The sequence below is a fragment of the Enterobacter cloacae complex sp. P43RS genome, from assembly GCF_014930585.1.
In the GTDB taxonomy this organism is placed as follows: Bacteria; Pseudomonadota; Gammaproteobacteria; order Enterobacterales; family Enterobacteriaceae; genus Enterobacter; species Enterobacter bugandensis.
The window spans coordinates 451,802-470,673 of sequence record NZ_JADBRJ010000002.1 but is presented as its reverse complement, the minus strand read 5'-3'; the positions used below and the strand labels follow the sequence as shown (position 1 = coordinate 470,673).

Below are 18,872 nucleotides of genomic sequence, written 5' to 3'. Positions count from 1 at the left end.
ATTCGTTACCGATAACAGCGATCGTCTGAGAAATAATCACATCGATGGAGTAAATATGTTCTTACATGACGTAAAGATCGGCACGAAATTATTTCTGGCGTTTGGGTTCTTTATTGTCCTGATGGTGATCAGCGCCAGTATGTCCTTACTGAGCCTGAACCGGGCTAACAACGGGATGCAATCCATCATTACCCATGATTATCCCACCACGGTAAAAGCGAACCAGTTAATCGACAACTTCCAGGAATTTATTAGCACCCAGCAGCTCATGCTGCTGGATGAACAGGGAACGTACACGGCACAGTCGCAGCAGCATCTTAAAGAGATCAGCGAGCATATCACGGTGATTTTGGGCGAGCTGAATACGGTGTTGCAGGACCCGAAATCGCAGCAGGTCCTTGCCGAGATCCGCGACGTTCGTCAGCAGTATCTGGACTCGCGCTATCGCATTTTGCAGGCGGTGCAGAATAATGACCGTGCGGGTGCTATCCAGGAGATGATGACCCATACCCTCACCGTGCAGCAGGCCTATAAAGCTAAAGTGCAGGAGCTGATTGCGATTCAGAACCATGAGATGCAGAGCGCGGGGGCGCAGGTGGAAGGAGACTTCAGGTCTAGCCGACTGCTGCTGATCCTGATCACCCTCTTTAGCGTCGCCGCTGGCAGCCTGATTGGCTGGTTTATCGTGCGCGCTATTACCCGCCCACTCGGCGAGGCGGTGAATTTTGCCAATGCCATTTCAGAGGGCGACCTGACGGGCAGCATCACGCCGCACGGCAAAGACGAAACGGGCCTATTGCTGCACGCGCTGATGGAGATGAAAAACCGCCTGCTGGATATTGTGCAGCAGGTGCAAACGGGCTCGGAGAATATCTCCAGCGCAGCCGCGCAGATTGTCGCTGGTAACCAGGACCTTGCCGCGCGCACCGAGGAGCAGGCAAGTTCCGTTGAACAGACCGCCGCCTCGATGGAGCAGATCACCGCGACGGTGAAAAACACCGCCTCGCACACCGGGGAAGCGACTAATCTCTCGGCAGATGCCGCCACGGTGGTCAAAAACAACGGGGAGATGATGAAGCAGGTGACCAGCAAAATGCGCCTGATTAACGAGACGTCGAACCGGATGTCCGACATTATCGACCTGATCGACGCTATTGCGTTCCAGACCAACATTCTGGCGCTGAACGCGGCGGTGGAAGCGGCGCGTGCGGGCGAGCACGGCCGCGGCTTCGCGGTGGTTGCCGGTGAAGTTCGCCAGCTTGCCCAGAAGAGCGCGTCGTCTGCCAGTGAAATTCGCGAGCTGATCGAGAGCTCCACCAGCCAGACCCAGGACGGGATGAATCTGGTGGAAAAAGCGAGCGCGTTGATCAACGGCATGGTCGACAACGTGGAGGAGATGGACACGATCCTGCGCGAGATCCGCCAGGCCAGCCACGAGCAGACGGAGGGGATCTCGCAGATCAACAGCGCGATTGGCCTGATTGATGCCACCACCCAGCAGAACTCTGCGCTGGTGGAGGAGTCCGTCGCGGCGGCGGCATCCCTTAACGAGCAGGCGATGCACCTGAAAGAGCTGGTACGTGTATTCCGAGTGAGCGAGCACGCGCCGGCTTAATCCAACTGGGAGATCTCCAGCGCCGCGCGGTCGATTATGCCGATAATCTGCTTGAGCTGCGCGTCGCTGAGCTCTCCCTGATTTACCTTCAGGTCTAACACCGCTTTAAAGTTATCCAGCGCCCGCTTCATCTGCGGGTTTTTGCGCAGCTCAAAGCCGACGCTGCGCGCCTTAATACGCACCTGGATCTGTTCCAGCTGTTCCCGGTTTTCGTCCAGCCAGCGTTGTCCTTCAGCGGTAATCGCAATTTTCTTACGACCGCTCTCTTCTTCCGTAATGGTGATAAAGGTTTGATCCTGCAGATAATCCAGCGTCGGGTAGATCACGCCGGGGCTCGGCGTGTAGTTCCCCTGGGTCAGGTTCTCGATCTCTTTGATCAGCTCATAGCCGTGGCTGGCGCTGCGGGTCAGGATATCCAGAATCACCAGTCGCAGGTCGCCGTGGCCGAAAAAGCGCGGTCGGCGTCCGCCGCCGTCGTGTTCATGTCGCATGTTATGTCTCTTAATTTGATATATCTAAACTATATCTAAGATATATTCAGATGCAATCTAAAAAATCTTGCTTTTTTACTGATTAGTAATCATTATCATTTGAAAATCAATTCCGATATATCGTATTCACCAGAGAAGAGGCTAAAAATGGCATCTACCCGTTACCCACAGCGCGTGCGTAATGACCTGCGCTTTCGCGAGCTGACGGTGCGCCGCGTTGAGCGCATTAGCGCAGGCTTTCAGCGCATTGTTTTAGGCGGCGAGGCGCTGGAGGGCTTTAGCTCCCGCGGCTTCGACGACCACACCAAAGTCTTTTTCCCTGCACCTGGCACCACGTTTGTCCCGCCGAAGGTCACCGATGAAGGTATCGACTGGGGCGACGGCGTACGTCCACAGGCGCGCGACTATACGCCGCTGTACGATGAGGCAAATCATGAGCTGGCGCTCGATTTCTTCATTCATGACGGCGGGATTGCCAGCGGCTGGGCAGTCGAGGCGAAGGTGGGCGACAGGTTGACGATCGGCGGCCCGCGCGGTTCGCTGGTAGTGCCGGAGGATTACGCCTGGCAGCTGTACGTGTGCGACGAGTCCGGCATGCCCGCGCTGCGTCGACGTTTAGATAGCATTGCTAAACTGCCGGTTTGTCCGGAGATTCACGCGGTGGTGACCGTAGGTGACGAATCTTATAAGAACTATCTGGCGCACCTGGGTGATTTCAACATCACCTGGGTAGTGGGCCACAGCGAGCAGGCGGTGGCTGACCGTCTGGCGGCGCTGACCGTTCCGGCGGAGGATTACTTTATCTGGCTGACCGGAGAAGGGAAGGTGGTAAAAAGCCTGAGCCGCCAGTTTGAAACCAACGCGATTGACCAGCATCTGGTGCGTGCCAGCGCATACTGGCACGCTAAATAATCAGGCTGCCGAATCCATTTGCGCTTCGTTAACCTGGTGTTCGAGCGAGGCGCATACCTCTTTTAGCGCTTTCTCTTGCTGAGCAAAGTACGCTTCCATATTGCTCAGCGACGAGACCAGCAGCCAGGACTCCTCTTTTTCCAGCTCCGCCAGCTCGTTCACTAAGGTGTCGATTTGCTCGCGGACCTGCGCCATTTTTTTGCGGATACGCTCCAGATCGTTCAGCCTGTCGCTCGCCATCAATGGCTCGAACCCCTGCTGCAGGCGGGCCACCAGCGAGCGAATGGTTTTGACGTCGCCGCGCTGTTTGGCCTGGTTGAGCTGCACCATCATCGCGTTGGCTTCCTCTTTCAGATCGTCTGCGACTAAATCCGGATGGCAGAGCTTGCTCGCCTGCCGCCAGAGGCGCTTGAGTTCGTTCTGATCTTCTTCCGAGAGATGCTTGCCCTTGCGCAGCCGCACTTCGGCATCGTGATGCTGTTCGCGATACTTCTCGTACTCTTCGTTGGCCTCGTCGCGCGCCTGACGCGCGGGCTCTTCTTCGCGCGTTAAGCCGCTTTCCAGTTCGAGCGCTTCGGCCAGCAGGTTGGCAATCAGATTGCTTTGCTGCTCCAGATGCTTACGCGCCTGAGCGGCCTGGACGGAGTCAGCCGGGAGATCGCGCCAGCGCTGGGTAAGCGTCGCCAGCACCTCCACCGCCTGCGCCATATAGCGCTGACAGCGGCGGTAATCCTCCTCGCGACGACGTGCCTCCGCCTGCTGACGACGCAGGTTCAGCTCCGCCAGCGTTTTACGCAGGGCGAGGATCTGCTGCATCAGCGGTCCGAGGCGGGAGAAATAGAGATCGTTGAACTCATCAAGCTGCTGCACGCGCGCGTTGCGGCGGTCAATCAGATCGCGCAGACGCTCTTCCAGCGCCTTCAGCTCCAGCTTGCTGGCGGCTACCTGTGGGTCACGCCACGGGGTCACGGCGCGCTGGCCCTGCAGCCAGGCGGTAATAGCCGCCATGGCCGCGGTGTAGTTCTTCTCCTCAAGCGCCACGACGATTGCCTGTAGCTCATCGTCAAACGCTTCATTTTTCAGGCGTGTCAGCTGGCTCTGGATGATGTCGTCATCTTCCAGTTCAATGGCATTTTTAATGATTTCTAGCCGTTTGATCGGTGTGCTCATGATGCCTTTCGCTTTGGCGCTTAAGTATTTGAGTTAAGGGTAGTTGTTGTAAAAGCTACAGGAAATAATACACACGGATGATGATCGGCGCGATGGGGGATTTCTTTAGATTTTACAGAGTGTGAAGATGAGCGCTTAACAAAAGAATAAGAGTGCTGCTTTTTGAGGTTAAATTTAATTCATTGAAATATATAGAAATAATATCTAAATAAAGACAGGTCACTGCGCAAAATACGGAAGAAAGGTATTACGATTCGATAAAAAATCTGCAGATTGGACGGTGAGCCAAAGAAATGAACACCCTTTCCCGTCCGGGGGGCAGTGTGGGGGTAAAGATAAGGAGCACTCAGGCAGCTGGCAGGACAATCCTGGCCGTGAATACGGCTCGATAACGTAAAATTATCTGACTTACGCGTCAGGTGTAGGCGTAAACTACACGGCAGTTGAGCATCTGTATATCAATTGAAGGCACATATTGTTTCTAACGAATTTACGCTGGACATACGTACGTGTTTTAACCCGGTGAGATTGTCGCTGCTTTAAGATAGAGCCAACACCCTTGGAGTACAGGGTTGGCTTTTTTGTTGCGCGCGCGTGGGCTGTTGATTTTCCGGAACCCATCAGAACCAACGATTATGTTTTACATAAAAATAGGAAACGATGATGATCCATGCAAAGGTAAGTATACCAAAATAGTCAGGCAGGAAACGCGCGAAGAGATAAGCGCCAGCAACAATGAGTGCTATAGGGATGTAATAAATATAGGACTGCAGAAACCATAAGATTGCTCGTTTCATCTTTTTAATAACTCATGTCAATAATTGATCATCATTGTCATAAGGGGCAAGGAAGAAAATGAAAAAAAGCGGTAGAGTGGCAATTTATGTTCTGGTGGTGATTATTTTCTTTCTATCTATTCCAGAGGTCGTCGTTCGAGTACTCACTCCGGAGCAGTTTGCTCGATTGAGTGATTTTACAAGCTTTGGAGGCTTGTTCAGTCATATCCTTTCTTTATTGATTTTCCTGGGCTTAGCGTCAATTCTGCTGGGCGTACTTGCCATTTTTGTTACGAAAAAAATCTACCGGCATTTCGCTCGATACAAAAGCTAATCATGAAAACTGATCCACAAGGTGGTCGTCGAGGCGAAGTTAAGCCTGTTCTGCTCTGCGTCATACAGTGGGGTCTGGATTGAAATCGGGTTCAGTTAAGAAGCAGGGTAACGATAAAGGTTCGCTATCAGTAACATAGAAAAAAAAGCCACTCGCTGGAGTGGCTTAATTATATGATTATAAAGCTAAAATTTGGTGGCCCCTGCTGGACTTGAACCAGCGACCAAGCGATTATGAGTCGCCTGCTCTAACCACTGAGCTAAGGGGCCGTGGCGGTGAATTATAAAGTAACTCCCCGCAGCAATCCAGCCATTCACACCTGCCTGCTGTTTTTATAAACAACGCATTATCAATCCTTTATACTTCCATAACGACGTATCAGCGGGAGTAAAGATGATCAACGACATTCTGGCCCCTGGCCTGCGGGTGGTGTTTTGCGGAATCAACCCGGGAAAGTCCTCGGCGCACACCGGCTTTCACTTCGCCCATCCGGGCAATCGCTTCTGGAAAGTGATCTACCAGGCCGGGTTTACCGACAGGTTACTCAAGCCGGAAGAGGAGCAGCACCTTCTGGACACGCGCTGCGGAATTACCATGCTGGTCGAGCGGCCGACGGTACAGGCAAGCGAGGTCAACCTGCATGAACTGCGCAGCGGCGGGCGGGAACTGGTGAAGAAGATTGAAGACTATCAGCCCGCCGCGCTGGCGATCCTCGGAAAGCAGGCCTACGAGCAGGCGTTCAGCCAGCGCGGGGCTAAGTGGGGCAAGCAGAGCATCATGATTGGCGTTACACAGGTGTGGGTGTTGCCGAATCCCAGCGGGCTCAACAGAGCGACGCTGGATAAGCTGGTGGAGGCCTACAGGGAGCTGGATGAGGCGCTGATGGTGCGGGGGCTTTAGCTCCTTTGCGGCCTGATGCCCTTACCCTGGCCCTCTCCCACGGGGAGAGGGAATAAACAAAAAAAAAGCTCCCGATTGGGAGCTTTTCGCTGTTTACCAGGATTAGTCGTCCAGGAAGCTACGCAGCACTTCAGAGCGGCTAGGATGACGAAGCTTACGCAGCGCCTTCGCTTCGATCTGACGGATACGTTCGCGGGTCACGTCGAACTGTTTACCCACTTCTTCCAGCGTGTGGTCGGTATTCATGTCGATACCGAAACGCATACGCAGCACTTTCGCTTCACGGGCGGTCAGGCCAGCCAGGACGTCGTGCGTGGCGGCACGCAGGCTCTCGGTTGTAGCCGAGTCCAGCGGCAGCTCGAGGGTGGTATCCTCGATGAAATCCCCCAGATGCGAATCTTCATCATCACCGATCGGTGTTTCCATGGAGATTGGCTCTTTGGCAATCTTCAGCACTTTACGGATCTTGTCTTCCGGCATCAGCATGCGCTCGGCCAGCTCTTCCGGCGTCGGCTCGCGGCCCATCTCCTGCAGCATCTGGCGGGAGATACGGTTGAGCTTGTTGATGGTCTCAATCATATGAACCGGAATACGGATGGTGCGTGCCTGGTCCGCGATAGAGCGGGTGATCGCCTGACGGATCCACCATGTCGCGTAAGTAGAGAACTTGTAACCACGACGGTATTCAAACTTATCTACCGCTTTCATCAGACCGATGTTGCCTTCCTGAATCAGATCCAGGAACTGCAGACCGCGGTTGGTGTATTTCTTGGCGATAGAGATAACCAGACGCAAGTTCGCCTCAACCATCTCTTTCTTCGCACGGCGGGCTTTCGCTTCACCAATGGACATGCGACGGTTGATGTCTTTGACCTGCTCGATGGTCAGGCCGGTCTCTTCTTCAATTTGCTGCAGCTTCTGCAGACCGCGATAGACATCGTCCTTCACGTCGTGCAGTTTTTCAGACCACGGCTTGTTCATCGCGATAGCCGCGTTGAACCAGGTTTCGCTGGTTTCGTTGCCGGTGAAGAGGGTGATGAAGTTCTTCTTCGGCATTTTGCACTGCTCAACGCACAGCTTCATGATGATGCGTTCCTGGGTGCGTACGCGATCCATCATCACGCGCATGCTGTTTACCAGGTAGTCGAACTGTTTTGGCACCAGGCGGAACTGTTTGAATACTTCAGACAGCTTCAGGATCTCTTCCTGAGCGGCGGCATGGCTGCGGCCTTTCGCTTTGATGGTGTCACGCGTTACTTCGTACTGGGTACGCAGCTCGGCAAACTTCTCGCGCGCCAGTTCCGGGTCGATGCTGTTGTCATCGTCCGCGCTGTCGTCGTCTTCTTCCTCATCTTCATCTTCGTCGTCATCCATCTCTTCCTGAGACAGCTCAGAACCGACGTGAGTGGCGGTAGGCGCCATATCTTCTTCAGCGTTCGGGTCGACAAAACCGGTGATCAGGTCAGACAGGCGCGCTTCTTCCGCTTCAACGCGATCGTACTGCTCCAGCAGATAGGTAATCGCTTCCGGGTATTCGGCAACAGAGCACTGAACCTGGTTGATCCCGTCTTCGATGCGTTTTGCGATGTCAATTTCGCCTTCGCGGGTCAACAGTTCAACGGTACCCATTTCGCGCATGTACATGCGGACCGGGTCAGTGGTACGCCCGATTTCAGATTCCACGCTGGACAGGACCTGTGCAGCAGCTTCTTCCGCATCTTCGTCAGTGTTGTTGGAGGTTTCAGCCAGCAACAGATCATCGGCATCCGGTGCTTCTTCCATCACCTGAATGCCCATGTCATTGATCATTTGGATGATGTCTTCGATCTGGTCTGAATCGACGATATCTTCCGGCAGATGGTCATTGACCTCGGCATAGGTCAGATAGCCTTGCTCCTTACCGCGTTGGACAAGAAGTTTCAGCTGTGACTGCGGGTTTTGCTCCATAAGACGGTATCCACACTTAATTCGTTTGATTGGTGTCGGCGATGGTGCTGCCAACCTTTAAAGCGAGGGCGTACTTATATTTTTGCCGCTGCCTCTCAGTGCGGCTGCCGGGGGCTTCCCGATCGATATTCGGCACTTAAGCCGTTAAATTTTTTATTTCTTCGCCAGTTCCTGGTTAATCATCCAGAGCTCCCGGCGTTCTTCGCTGCTTAAGCCATGGGTGCGCTCGCGAGCTATCAACTCTTCCTGGCGCAACTCAAGCATCGAATCAAACATATGGTTGAGCGAGTCGGTGAACGTTTTTTCTGCAATTTCCTTATCTGCTATATCGTCCCACATCGACAGTTTTTCAAGGGTAGCGGCCTCTTTTGTGCCGCGATAATGCTCTAAAAGTTGTCCGGTGGTCAGACCTGGCTGAGACAAACAAGTGTTGACCAGTTCTGAAAATAAGCCAAGTCCGGGCAACTTTTCGTGGTTCAAACCCGCCAGCGACGGCACTTGCGGAGCAAGTTCGGGGTTTTGCACCAGTAACCCTATCAGTATACGCATGGTTGTGCGTTTTAGCTGAGGCGCGGGGCGAACCGTGCCGTTTTCAGCCTGTTTAGGCATTAAACGTTCAAGCTGGCTGTCATCCAGGATACCGAGCTTGTTGCCTAACTCCTGACGCAGGTAGATGCGCAGCGTTTCGCCGGGCACCTGGCTGATTAACGGCAGCGCCAGAGTACTGAGCTGCGCGCGCCCGTCAGGGGTACTCAAATCCACCTGCGGCATCAGGCTGTTAAACAGAAACGTGGAGAGCGGCTGTGCCTGCTCCATCCGCGCTTCGAATGCCGCTTTGCCCTCTTTACGCACCAGCGTATCCGGGTCTTCACCGTCGGGCAGGAACATAAAGCGTAGCTGACGTCCGTCGGTCATATACGGCAGCGCGGTTTCCAGCGCTCGCCAGGCGGCGTCGCGTCCGGCTCGGTCACCGTCGTAACAGCAGATGACGTTGTTGGTCACCCTGAACAGCAGTTGAATATGATCGGCAGTGGTGGACGTACCTAACGACGCAACCGCGTAGTTAATGTCGTACTGCGCCAGCGCAACGACGTCCATATAGCCTTCGACGACCAGCAGACGCGGAGGTTCCGCATTGTCCTGCTGCGCCTCATAAAGACCGTACAACTGGCGGCCCTTATGGAAAATATCGGTTTCCGGAGAGTTGAGGTATTTCGGCAGGGCATCACCCAGCACGCGACCACCAAAACCAATTACCCGGCCACGCTTGTCGCGGATCGGGAACATCACCCGTTCACGGAAGCGGTCGTAGCTTCGTCCCTGGTCGTTAGTGACCAGCATGCCTGCGTCGATGAGGGATTTACGATCTTCGCTATTGCCGCCAAAACGCTTTAACACGTTGTCCCAGCCGGGCGGGGCGTAACCAATAGCGAAACGCGCAATCACATCGTCGCTCAGTCCGCGCTTGTTCAGATACTGACGCGCAGGCTCAGCCGCAGAGTGCTTAAGAGACTGTTGGTAAAACGAATTCAGGCCATCCATCAGTTGATACAGCGTTTGCCGCTGATGGCGCTCGATCTGACTTGGCCCACTGCCTGCTTCATACGGCACTTCAAGATTATGCATCGCCGCCAGTTCTTCGACGGTTTCAACGAACTCGAGCTTGTCGTAGTTCATTAAAAAATCGACGGCATTACCGTGTGCGCCACAGCCGAAGCAATGGTAAAACTGCTTTTCACCGTTTACGGTGAAGGAGGGGGTTTTTTCGTTATGGAACGGACAGCACGCATGGTAGTTCTTGCCCTGCTTTTTCAGCTTTACCCGCGCGTCGATGAGATCGACGATGTCGGTTCTGGCGAGCAGGTCATTGATGAAAACGCGTGGGATTCTTCCGGCCATATGCCCCAAAAATTTAAGCGACTTATAAACGAAAACAAGCCGCGCATTCCTTCCGGAAGCACGGCCTTACGACTACAACTCTGTCTGTCAATTGAGGGCGTTGGCCCTCAACAGATTAGTACAGACGAGTACGGCGTGCGTTTTCGCGAGCCAGTTTCTTCGCGTGACGTTTCACAGCGGAAGCTTTAGCGCGCTTACGTTCGGTCGTTGGTTTTTCATAAAACTCACGACGACGAACTTCAGCCAGAACACCTGCTTTCTCGCATGAACGTTTGAAGCGACGCAGTGCTACGTCGAACGGCTCGTTTTCACGTACTTTAATTACCGGCATGTAACTCTCACCTTTAATAAATTCGGTTTGCCGCTGGCATCAACGCCAGCTTATTTCAAAATGGTGCGGAATTTTACTGCAAATGCTGCTGCTTTGTAAAGCACCGATGCGATTTTGAAAGGGACTTTAATAAGGGTGGGGAGTATACACGAGCCTTCTTCCTGGGGCGAACAAAGTTTTACATCAACCCGCCCAGGCTCTACACTGCGCGGTATTGAAACGAGGTAAAACAAGTCATGCGTGTACTGGGTATTGAAACATCCTGCGATGAAACCGGCATCGCCATTTACGACGACGAAAAAGGGCTTCTGGCCAACCAGCTGTATAGTCAGGTGAAATTGCACGCTGACTACGGCGGCGTCGTACCTGAACTGGCCTCTCGTGACCACGTGCGTAAAACGGTTCCCCTGATTCAGGCGGCGCTGAAAGAGGCCGGATTAAGCTCAACCGATATTGACGCCGTAGCCTATACCGCAGGGCCGGGTCTGGTCGGTGCGCTGCTGGTCGGCGCGACGGTAGGGCGTTCGCTGGCCTTCGCGTGGGACGTTCCCGCCATTCCGGTTCACCACATGGAAGGGCATCTTCTGGCACCGATGCTGGAAGAGAATCCGCCCGAATTCCCGTTCGTGGCGCTGCTGGTCTCCGGTGGGCATACCCAGCTGATTAGCGTAACGGGTATTGGCAAGTACGAGCTGCTGGGCGAGTCGATCGACGACGCCGCCGGCGAAGCGTTCGATAAAACCGCCAAGCTGCTGGGTCTGGATTACCCAGGCGGCCCGATGCTCTCTAAAATGGCGTCGCAGGGAACGGAAGGGCGCTTTGTTTTCCCGCGCCCGATGACCGACCGTCCGGGGCTGGACTTCAGCTTCTCCGGGCTGAAAACCTTCGCGGCGAATACTATCCGCAATAACGACAACGACGAGCAGACCCGCGCCGACATCGCCCGCGCGTTCGAAGATGCGGTAGTGGATACGCTGATGATCAAGTGCAAGCGTGCGCTGGATCAGACCGGCTTCAAGCGTCTGGTGATGGCGGGCGGCGTCAGCGCCAACCGCACGCTGCGCGCGAAGCTTGCGGAGATGATGCAAAAGCGTCGCGGGGAAGTGTTCTACGCGCGTCCGGAATTCTGTACCGATAACGGGGCGATGATCGCCTACGCCGGTATGGTGCGCCTGAATGCGGGGGCAACGTCCGACCTGAGCGTGTCCGTGCGTCCGCGCTGGCCGCTGGCGGAACTGCCTGAGGCGTAACCCCCTCACCCTAACCCTCTCCCCACAGGGAGAGGGAAATTTACGACTACACCCGCAGCATCCCTTTCTCTTCCAGAAACGCAATAATCGTCCCCAGACCGTCACCCGCCTTCAGGTTGGTAAAGGTCCACGGGCGCTCGCCGCGCATGCGATTGGTATCACGCTTCATCACCTCCAGCGACGCACCGACGTACGGCGCGAGGTCGGTTTTGTTGATCACCAGAAAATCGGATTTGGTGATCCCCGGTCCGCCCTTGCGCGGGATTTTTTCCCCTTCGGCCACGTCGATCACGTAAATAGTCAGGTCCGCCAGCTCCGGGCTGAAGGTCGCGCTCAGGTTGTCGCCGCCGCTTTCAACGAAGATCAGATCCAGATTACCGAACTTCTCGCTGAGTGCTTCTACCGCCGCGAGGTTCATTGAGGCATCTTCACGGATGGCGGTATGCGGGCAGCCGCCCGTCTCCACGCCCACGATGCGCTCCGGCTCAAGCGCGCCCGCCTCGGTGAGGATGCGCTGATCCTCTTTGGTGTAGATATCGTTAGTGACCACCGCCAGATGGTACGTGTCGCGCATCGCCTTGCAGAGCGCTTCCAGCAGCGCGGTTTTGCCCGATCCTACCGGACCGCCCACGCCCACGCGCAGGGGATGTTTGTAATCAGCCATGTTGACTCCTCAGGAACGGAATAGTCGTGAATATTGTGTTTCGTGGCGCGCGGAGGCGATGGCCGACAGTGGCGTAGCTGCCCCCAGCGCGTCGTCGCCACGTAAAAATGCCTGTTCAAACCCGGCGGCAAAATGGTCGCTCAGCTCGATAATCAGCTGCTGCGCCGCCTGCTGTCCGAAGGGGACGAGCTTGACGCCCGCCATCACTGCGCTCTCTATCCAGCTGTAGCCGAGGCTCAGCGCCAGCTCGCGCGCGCCAATGCCCCAGCGCACGCCGAGCCACGCCATGCCGCAGAGCTGGCTCTGCGCAAACAGCGGCAGCCACTCTGCCGGGCAGTTCGGCTCCCAGCTTTTAATCAGGCGCGTAAAGGCCGCCCCACGGTTGCGCTCCTCTTCGCGCAGCTCGCGCGTTTCCCGGCAGGCGAGCAAATATGCCGTCCAGCGTTTTGCTGCCGCGACGTCCTGCTGTTCGCAGGCCCGGAACAGCCGGATAAATATCGGCAGATCGACGCAGAAAAAGCTCTGCTCCATCTGCTGGATCTGCCAGCGTCTGAAGGCGTCGGTGCTCGTAACCCAGCCCGCCTCTACGGCCCACTCCAGCCCCTGCGACCAGGTAAACGACCCGACCGGCAGGCTGCTGCTGGAGAGCTGCATCAGGCGCAGCCACTGGCGGGCGTGCTCCATCAGCTCATCAGCGCCAGCAGGGCGGAGACAATCAGCCCGCCGCCGAAGGTTTTACGCAGCCCGTCGTGACGGCGCAGCAGCAAGCCTGCGGCGAAACTGGCGCACAGCACCGTCGCGCTGGCGAACATAAACCCGCTGGTGAACAGCCAGAAGCTGTGGCCAGACATCTCCACCCCGTGCGCCCAGCCGTGGAACATCGCCAGGGCAGGCACCGCCAGCAGCAGGCGGTTTTCAGTTTTAAACATCATCACCCCGCAGACCGCCAGCGAGGCGATAATCAGCATCTCCATGCCGCTAAAGCCGCCGAGCAGGCTGCCCGCAACGGCGCCGACAAGCATCATGCCGAGGGTGGCAAACGGCAGCAGGAGCTTGCGGCCGCTCAGGGCAGATAGCACGCCAGCCCCGGTCAGCATCAGCAGGTGATCCAGCCCGGTCAGCGGATGGAAAAACCCGGCCTGAAAGCTGTCGGCGCCGTGGCCGGGATGCGCGAGCGCGGGAACGGAAAAAGCCAGCAGTAATAGCGGTAAATACTTGCGCATGATTGATCCTTAATGTGAATGAGCGTGAGAGTGACTGTAGGCATCGCTGGCATACGCGCCCGCTTCCGGTTCAAACGGCAGGCTGGCGTAGGTCACGTCCAGCCCGAACTGGCGCAGCATGTCGTCGAGAACGTGATCGTGGTGATAGCGCAGCTCGCCGGGCATGACCTGCAGCGGCACGTGGCGGTTGCCCAGGTGGTAACAGGCGCGGGCGAGCAGGAACGGATCGGCGCAGCGCACCACGGAAACCGACTCCGGGGCAGCGATCACTTCGATCACTTCGCTGCCGTCGTCGGTGGTCAACAGGTCGCCCCCACGCAGCAGCAGGCCGCGCGGCAGCATCAGTCCGGCTTCGCGCCCGTCGTTAAGCGCCACGCGGGCGCGGCTTTTCACCCGCACGTCAATCGGCAGCGTGACGCTGGCGGTAGTCGGATGCGCGTGGTCCAGGCGTTGGGTCAAATAGATCATCTTCACTCCTCAAAACAGGAAATAGCGTTGCGCCATCGGCAGAACGTCAGCCGGTTCGCTGGTAATCAGTTCGCCGTCGACGCGTACCTCGTAGGTTTGCGAATCGACGGTGATGTTCGGTTGCAGAGCGTTATGGATCATGTCCGCCTTTTTCACCGTCCGGCAGCCTTTTACCACCGCCGTGGCGCTCTGCAGGCTGAGCTGCTGCGGGATGCCGTTCGCGTGGGCCGCCTGAGAAACAAACGTCAGCCGCGTGGCGTGACGTGCTGCGCCCAGCGCGCCAAACATCGGGCGGTAATGCACCGGCTGCGGCGTGGGGATCGAGGCGTTGATGTCGCCCATCGGCGCGCAGGCGATCATCCCGCCTTTGACGATGGTGGCCGGTTTTACGCCAAAGAAGGCGGGGGACCAGACCACCAGATCCGCCAGCTTACCCGCCTCAATCGAACCGACTTCATGGGCGATGCCGTGGGTCAGTGCCGGGTTGATGGTGTATTTGGCGACATAGCGCTTCACGCGGAAGTTATCGTTATCGCCGGTCTCTTCCGGCAGCGCGCCGCGCTGGACCTTCATACGGTGCGCCACCTGCCAGGTGCGGATAATCACTTCCCCGACGCGACCCATGGCCTGCGAATCTGACGAGGTGAGCGAGAACGCGCCGATATCGTGCAGCACGTCTTCCGCGGCGATGGTCTCCCGGCGAATGCGGGATTCGGCAAACGCCACGTCCTCGGCGATATCCGGGTCGAGGTGATGGCAAACCATCAGCATGTCGAGGTGCTCGTCGATGGTGTTCACCGTGTAGGGCAAGGTCGGGTTGGTGGAAGAGGGCAGAATATTCGGGTGCGCGCAGGCGGTGATGATATCCGGCGCGTGGCCGCCGCCCGCGCCTTCGGTGTGGAAGGTGTGGATCGTGCGCCCGCCGATGGCCGCCAGCGTGTCTTCAACAAACCCGGACTCGTTCAGCGTGTCGCTGTGCAGCGCCACCTGAATATCCATCTCTTCGGCCACCTCCAGCGAGCAGTTGATCGCCGCGGGCGTCGCGCCCCAGTCTTCGTGGATCTTCAGCCCGATGGCGCCGGCGGCGATCTGCTCGCGCAGGGCGTCCGGGTTGGAGCCGTTACCTTTGCCGAGCAGGCCAATATTCACCGGCAGCGTATCGGCGGCCTGCAGCATGCGGGCGATATACCACGGCCCCGGCGTGCAGGTGGTGGCGTTGGTGCCCGCCGCCGGTCCGGTGCCGCCGCCGATCATGGTGGTGACGCCGGAGACCAGCGCCTCTTCCGCCTGCTGCGGGCAGATCCAGTGGATGTGGGTGTCGATCCCGCCAGCGGTGACGATCTTCCCCTCGGCGGCAATCACTTCCGTCGCGGCGCCGATCGGGATCGTCACGCCGGGCTGAATGTCCGGGTTCCCGGCTTTGCCGACGGCGAAGATCCGCCCGTTCTTCACGCCGATATCGGCCTTCACGATCCCCCAGTGGTCGACGATCAGCGCGTTGGTGAGAACCAGATCCACGCAGCCGTCAGCTGTCATCTGCCCCTGACCCATGCCGTCGCGGATCACCTTCCCGCCGCCGAACTTGACCTCTTCGCCGTAGACCGTGAGATCGTCTTCCACTTCGATCCACAGCTCGCTGTCCGCCAGCCGCACCTTATCCCCGGTAGTGGGGCCGAACATGTCGGCATACGCCTGACGTGAAATTTCAGCCATGTTTCACCTCGCCCATGACCTCGCCGCGAAAGCCAAAAATGCGCTGCGCGCCCGTCACCTGCACCAGCGTCACCTCTCGCTTCTGGCCTGGCTCGAAGCGCACGGCGGTACCCGCCGGAATGTTCAGCCGGTAGCCCCTGGTGGCTTCGCGATCAAACTTCAGCGCCGGGTTGACCTCGTAAAAGTGGTAGTGCGATCCGACTTGGATCGGCCTGTCGCCGTGATTTTCAACAACAACACTTTGGGCTTCACGCCCTACGTTGATCGCAATAGTGCCGGGCTGGATCTGGTATTCACCTGGGATCATCACGTGCTCCTTACACGATCGGGTTGTGGACGGTGACGAGCTTGGAGCCGTCCGGGAAGGTGGCTTCCACCTGAATATCCGGGATCATCTCCGGCACGCCCTCCATCACCTGATCGCGCGTCAGGACGTGGCGGCCCGCCTCCATCAGCGCGGCGACGGTTTCGCCATCGCGCGCGCCTTCCATGATGAAGGCGCTGATCAACGCGACCGATTCCGGGTAGTTGAGCTTTACCCCGCGCGCAAGGCGGCGTTCGGCAACCAGCGCGGCGGTAAACAGCAACAGCTTGTCTTTTTCTCTGGGGGTCAGTTCCATAACGTTTCTCTTATGTCTGCCAGATGCGCGGCGAACAGGCGGTTTTGGTAGTAAGAAGCGGGCGAAGCGACTGCCAGATGTCGCGCATCGCCCGCTGGCAAATCAGGTTGTCGTGGGAGAGAAAACGCACCGACAGCAGATCGTCGGTGAGCGTTGCCCCCGCAAAATGGCCCAGAGGCGCGAGCAGCGCGCGCACCGTGTCGAGATGTTCTTCCCGGGCCGGATAGAACAGCAGGGTGCCGATCCACGGGTGTCCGGCAACGGGCGTGAGATCGCCGTCGCCGAGGTGCTGGCGCTCTATCAGGCGCGGTTCGTCATCCACCCACACCTCAAGGCGGCTCTCCAGCGTGCCGTGGCTGAAGGTCTCACCGATTACCGGGCGGCCCAGGCAGTACAGCTCCCACGCCAGCAGCGTGCTGGAAGCCTTAAGGTGGAAGACGGAACGCAGCGCGGCGCTCGCGCCGGGAAAGATAATGGTGTCCTGCGGCAGCCACTCCAGCGTGGCGTTTTCATCAAGATAAAAGTGCTGGCTCAGACGCGCCTGCGGGCCGCTGCTGCGGTAGAACTTGCTGGCGCCGGGCATGGTGATAAGCGCGTGGCTTTTGGCATCGAGCCGAACGGAAATATCCAGCGAATCGCCGCCCACAACGCCGCCGGGCGGGTGCAGCAGATAGAGGTGGCAGGTTTTTCCTTCGGGGTAAAACGGACGTTGTACGGTGAGCGGCCCGACGTGGCGCGCGGAACGCAGGAGGGTTTTCTCAGGGGCGTGACAAAACTGCAGGGCAAGCGACGCCTGCCAGCCTTTATACGTATTATCAGTGACCTGAGCTGCTAACATGCTGCTTCCATCTGCGCATCATCGGGGTCGTTTCAGTATGCCCTGGCGGAAATGAAGGCTGTCATATGAGTCGCTTATGGATAGAGGAAATTAAAAAGCACGGCCCGGGGCCGTGCTCTGTGTGAAGCATGACGATCCTATTTCAGGTGGTCATGCAATGCTGCACCTGCCTGCTCAAGGGCGACTTTAACCGTTGGCTCCTGGCTCAGCGGGTTAAGCAGGCCGTAATCGTGGATCATGCCGTTATAGCGCGTGACGGTCACCGGGACGCCAGCCGCATCCAGTTTACGCCCGAATGCTTCACCTTCATCCCGCAGAACGTCCAGCTCAGCTGTCTGAATCAGCGTCTCCGGGAAGCCTTTCAACTGTGCAGTGCTGGCGCGAAGCGGAGAGGCAAGGATATTGTTACGATCGGCAGCGCTGGTGGTGTAGTTATCCCAGAACCATTTCATCATGTTTTTTGACAGGAAGTAGCCATTTTCGAACTGGTGATAGGAAGCCGTATCAAAGCTGGCGTCCGTCACTGGCCAGAGCATCACGTTGTAGCGAATTTTTGGCCCATTAAACTGTTTGGCCTGCAACGCCACTGAAGCCACCATGTTGCCGCCCACGCTGTTACCTACCAGGCCCAGACGGCTGCCGTCCACGCCAATTTCCTGGCCGTGCTCGGCTACCCATTTTGTCGCTTCATAGGCCTGATTGATTGCCACCGGGAAATGGGCTTCAGGTGACGGTGTGTAATCAACGTAAACCGCTGCGGCGCCTGATGCGCGAACCAGATCGCGGATTAAACGTTCGTGGGTTGGAAAATCACCCAGCACCCAACCGCCACCGTGGAAGAACATAAATACCGGGAGCGTACCGGCAGCATGTTCAGGCTTCACAATTTTAAGGGCGATCGTCTGGCCATTGACCTGGATCGTTTTTTCAGTCACCTGAGCGGGCGGCAATTTTGCTCCTTGCTGTGCGCCGATCAGTACCTGGCGGGCCTCCTGCGGGGTCATCTGTTCCATCGGTTTCCCTTTGCCAGCATTCAGGACATCAAGAAATGCCTGTACGCCTGCGGTCGGGGCTGGAGTATTGGTGGTTTGAGCGGATGCCGCGGCTGACGCGAAGACGGAAGAAATCAGGATGGCGGTTAATGTTTTCATGGTGGTACCCCTTTTAACGTATTTGATTGGATAACTAAATAGTGCGCTACTTAGTTGTTGGTATAATACTTGCGCGCAAGATACTTTTAGTCAAACATTATTTATAATTTTTTTTAGACAACAGATTCAGGGTTGATAGAAAAATGAAAGAAAACAAAACACTAGATGATTTATTGTGCTTCTCGCTGTACTCGGTCACCAATGCGTTCGTGCGCCAGTATCGCCCCCTGCTGCAGGAGATGGATCTGACCTATCCGCAATTTGTTGTTTTGATGGCGCTTTATGAGAAAGACAACATCCCGCTTCGCGATCTCAGCGATAAAACCTATTTTGATTCAGGCACATTGACCCCGCTGGTCCAGAAGCTTGAGGCAAAAGGTTTTCTCAACCGTATGGCGGTTGTGGGGGATGAAAGGATGAAAAATGTCGTATTGACCGATAAAGCGAAAGAACTGAAAAGGCAGGTGATGGCGCTGCCGGACCAGATTCGTTGCAGCATGCGGATGAATGATGATGAACTGGAAATGCTAAAAAAACTCTCCCGAACGCTGCTGGAAGATTTGTAAGCGC

The 18,872-nt window shown here is 56.7% G+C and carries 20 protein-coding genes and 1 tRNA gene; 6 read left to right on the top strand and 15 right to left on the bottom strand.

Going from position 1 to position 18,872, the window contains the following annotated elements:
* The first annotated feature begins 55 nt into the window (after positions 1-55).
* Positions 56-1,615: a methyl-accepting chemotaxis protein gene (locus tag IM294_RS06055; RefSeq protein WP_126817059.1), complete on the top strand. Its 1,560-nt coding sequence runs from the start codon at positions 56-58 to the stop codon at positions 1,613-1,615.
* On the opposite strand, the gene IM294_RS06050 is transcribed toward IM294_RS06055, so the two are convergent.
* Positions 1,612-2,106 (bottom strand): PadR family transcriptional regulator, encoded by a 495-nt coding sequence (locus IM294_RS06050; protein WP_041908013.1) that lies wholly within the window; start codon positions 2,104-2,106, stop codon positions 1,612-1,614. The two genes, IM294_RS06055 and IM294_RS06050, sit on opposite strands and share 4 nt — an antisense overlap.
* A 147-nt stretch (positions 2,107-2,253) precedes the next feature.
* Here IM294_RS06050 and IM294_RS06045 point away from each other — a divergent pair, with 147 nt between their 5' ends.
* A complete protein-coding gene (locus IM294_RS06045; RefSeq protein WP_126817061.1) occupies positions 2,254-3,018 on the top strand; it encodes a siderophore-interacting protein in 765 nt (254 codons plus the stop codon).
* Here IM294_RS06045 and IM294_RS06040 read toward each other — a convergent pair whose 3' ends face one another.
* On the bottom strand, positions 3,019-4,188 hold the full coding sequence (locus IM294_RS06040) for a hypothetical protein (protein ID WP_063438515.1): 1,170 nt from the start codon (positions 4,186-4,188) through the stop codon (positions 3,019-3,021).
* Positions 4,189-5,043: 855 nt separating this feature from the next.
* On the opposite strand from IM294_RS06040, the gene IM294_RS06035 reads away from it, so the two are divergent.
* A complete protein-coding gene (locus IM294_RS06035; protein ID WP_047367099.1) occupies positions 5,044-5,298 on the top strand; it encodes a hypothetical protein in 255 nt (84 codons plus the stop codon).
* Between the two features lie 193 nt (positions 5,299-5,491).
* Here the strand turns inward: IM294_RS06035 and IM294_RS06030 are convergent.
* Positions 5,492-5,567 (bottom strand) — tRNA-Ile (locus IM294_RS06030).
* Between the two features lie 124 nt (positions 5,568-5,691).
* On the opposite strand from IM294_RS06030, the gene mug reads away from it, so the two are divergent.
* Positions 5,692-6,198 carry a G/U mismatch-specific DNA glycosylase gene (mug, locus tag IM294_RS06025; protein ID WP_008503183.1) on the top strand — a complete coding sequence of 169 codons (507 nt, stop codon included), beginning with the start codon at positions 5,692-5,694 and terminating at the stop codon, positions 6,196-6,198.
* 102 nt (positions 6,199-6,300) lie between these two features.
* On the opposite strand, the gene rpoD is transcribed toward mug, so the two are convergent.
* The 3 genes from rpoD to rpsU form a co-directional block, all read right to left on the bottom strand.
* On the bottom strand, positions 6,301-8,145 hold the full coding sequence (gene rpoD, locus IM294_RS06020; RefSeq protein ID WP_028014473.1) for an RNA polymerase sigma factor RpoD: 1,845 nt from the start codon (positions 8,143-8,145) through the stop codon (positions 6,301-6,303).
* Positions 8,146-8,298: 153 nt separating this feature from the next.
* Entirely contained in the window at positions 8,299-10,044 is a 1,746-nt protein-coding gene (gene dnaG, locus IM294_RS06015; protein WP_028014472.1) for a DNA primase, read from the bottom strand.
* Positions 10,045-10,159: 115 nt separating this feature from the next.
* Positions 10,160-10,375 (bottom strand): 30S ribosomal protein S21, encoded by a 216-nt coding sequence (gene rpsU, locus IM294_RS06010; RefSeq protein ID WP_001144069.1) that lies wholly within the window; start codon positions 10,373-10,375, stop codon positions 10,160-10,162.
* A 236-nt stretch (positions 10,376-10,611) separates the two neighbouring features.
* Here rpsU and tsaD point away from each other — a divergent pair, with 236 nt between their 5' ends.
* Positions 10,612-11,625 carry a tRNA (adenosine(37)-N6)-threonylcarbamoyltransferase complex transferase subunit TsaD gene (gene tsaD, locus IM294_RS06005; protein WP_047364618.1) on the top strand — a complete coding sequence of 338 codons (1,014 nt, stop codon included), beginning with the start codon at positions 10,612-10,614 and terminating at the stop codon, positions 11,623-11,625.
* 46 nt (positions 11,626-11,671) lie between these two features.
* Here tsaD and ureG read toward each other — a convergent pair whose 3' ends face one another.
* The 9 genes from ureG to IM294_RS05960 all read right to left on the bottom strand — a co-directional run bounded on the left by ureG (position 11,672) and on the right by IM294_RS05960 (position 18,302).
* Positions 11,672-12,289, bottom strand: coding sequence for an urease accessory protein UreG (gene ureG, locus IM294_RS06000; protein WP_126817105.1), 618 nt, complete (start codon positions 12,287-12,289; stop codon positions 11,672-11,674).
* A gap of 9 nt (positions 12,290-12,298) precedes the next feature.
* Entirely contained in the window at positions 12,299-12,973 is a 675-nt protein-coding gene (locus tag IM294_RS05995) for an urease accessory protein UreF (protein WP_126817106.1), read from the bottom strand.
* Complete coding sequence (locus tag IM294_RS05990) at positions 12,973-13,512, bottom strand: HupE/UreJ family protein (protein ID WP_049138365.1); 540 nt, start codon at positions 13,510-13,512, stop codon at positions 12,973-12,975. The genes IM294_RS05995 and IM294_RS05990 overlap by 1 nt, the downstream gene beginning before the upstream one ends.
* 9 nt (positions 13,513-13,521) lie before the next feature.
* Positions 13,522-13,980: an urease accessory protein UreE gene (gene ureE / locus IM294_RS05985; protein WP_126817107.1), complete on the bottom strand. Its 459-nt coding sequence runs from the start codon at positions 13,978-13,980 to the stop codon at positions 13,522-13,524.
* A 9-nt stretch (positions 13,981-13,989) separates the two neighbouring features.
* Complete coding sequence (gene ureC, locus IM294_RS05980; protein ID WP_028014466.1) at positions 13,990-15,693, bottom strand: urease subunit alpha; 1,704 nt, start codon at positions 15,691-15,693, stop codon at positions 13,990-13,992.
* A complete protein-coding gene (locus IM294_RS05975; RefSeq protein WP_028014465.1) occupies positions 15,686-16,000 on the bottom strand; it encodes an urease subunit beta in 315 nt (104 codons plus the stop codon). The genes ureC and IM294_RS05975 overlap by 8 nt, the downstream gene beginning before the upstream one ends.
* 10 nt (positions 16,001-16,010) lie before the next feature.
* A complete protein-coding gene (locus IM294_RS05970; protein ID WP_041908071.1) occupies positions 16,011-16,313 on the bottom strand; it encodes an urease subunit gamma in 303 nt (100 codons plus the stop codon).
* 10 nt (positions 16,314-16,323) lie between these two features.
* Positions 16,324-17,151 (bottom strand): urease accessory protein UreD, encoded by an 828-nt coding sequence (locus tag IM294_RS05965; protein WP_126817109.1) that lies wholly within the window; start codon positions 17,149-17,151, stop codon positions 16,324-16,326.
* A gap of 137 nt (positions 17,152-17,288) precedes the next feature.
* A complete protein-coding gene (locus IM294_RS05960) occupies positions 17,289-18,302 on the bottom strand; it encodes an alpha/beta hydrolase (RefSeq protein WP_028014463.1) in 1,014 nt (337 codons plus the stop codon).
* A 143-nt stretch (positions 18,303-18,445) separates the two neighbouring features.
* On the opposite strand from IM294_RS05960, the gene IM294_RS05955 reads away from it, so the two are divergent.
* Positions 18,446-18,868, top strand: coding sequence for a MarR family winged helix-turn-helix transcriptional regulator (locus IM294_RS05955; protein WP_126817111.1), 423 nt, complete (start codon positions 18,446-18,448; stop codon positions 18,866-18,868).
* Positions 18,869-18,872 lie beyond the last annotated feature (4 nt).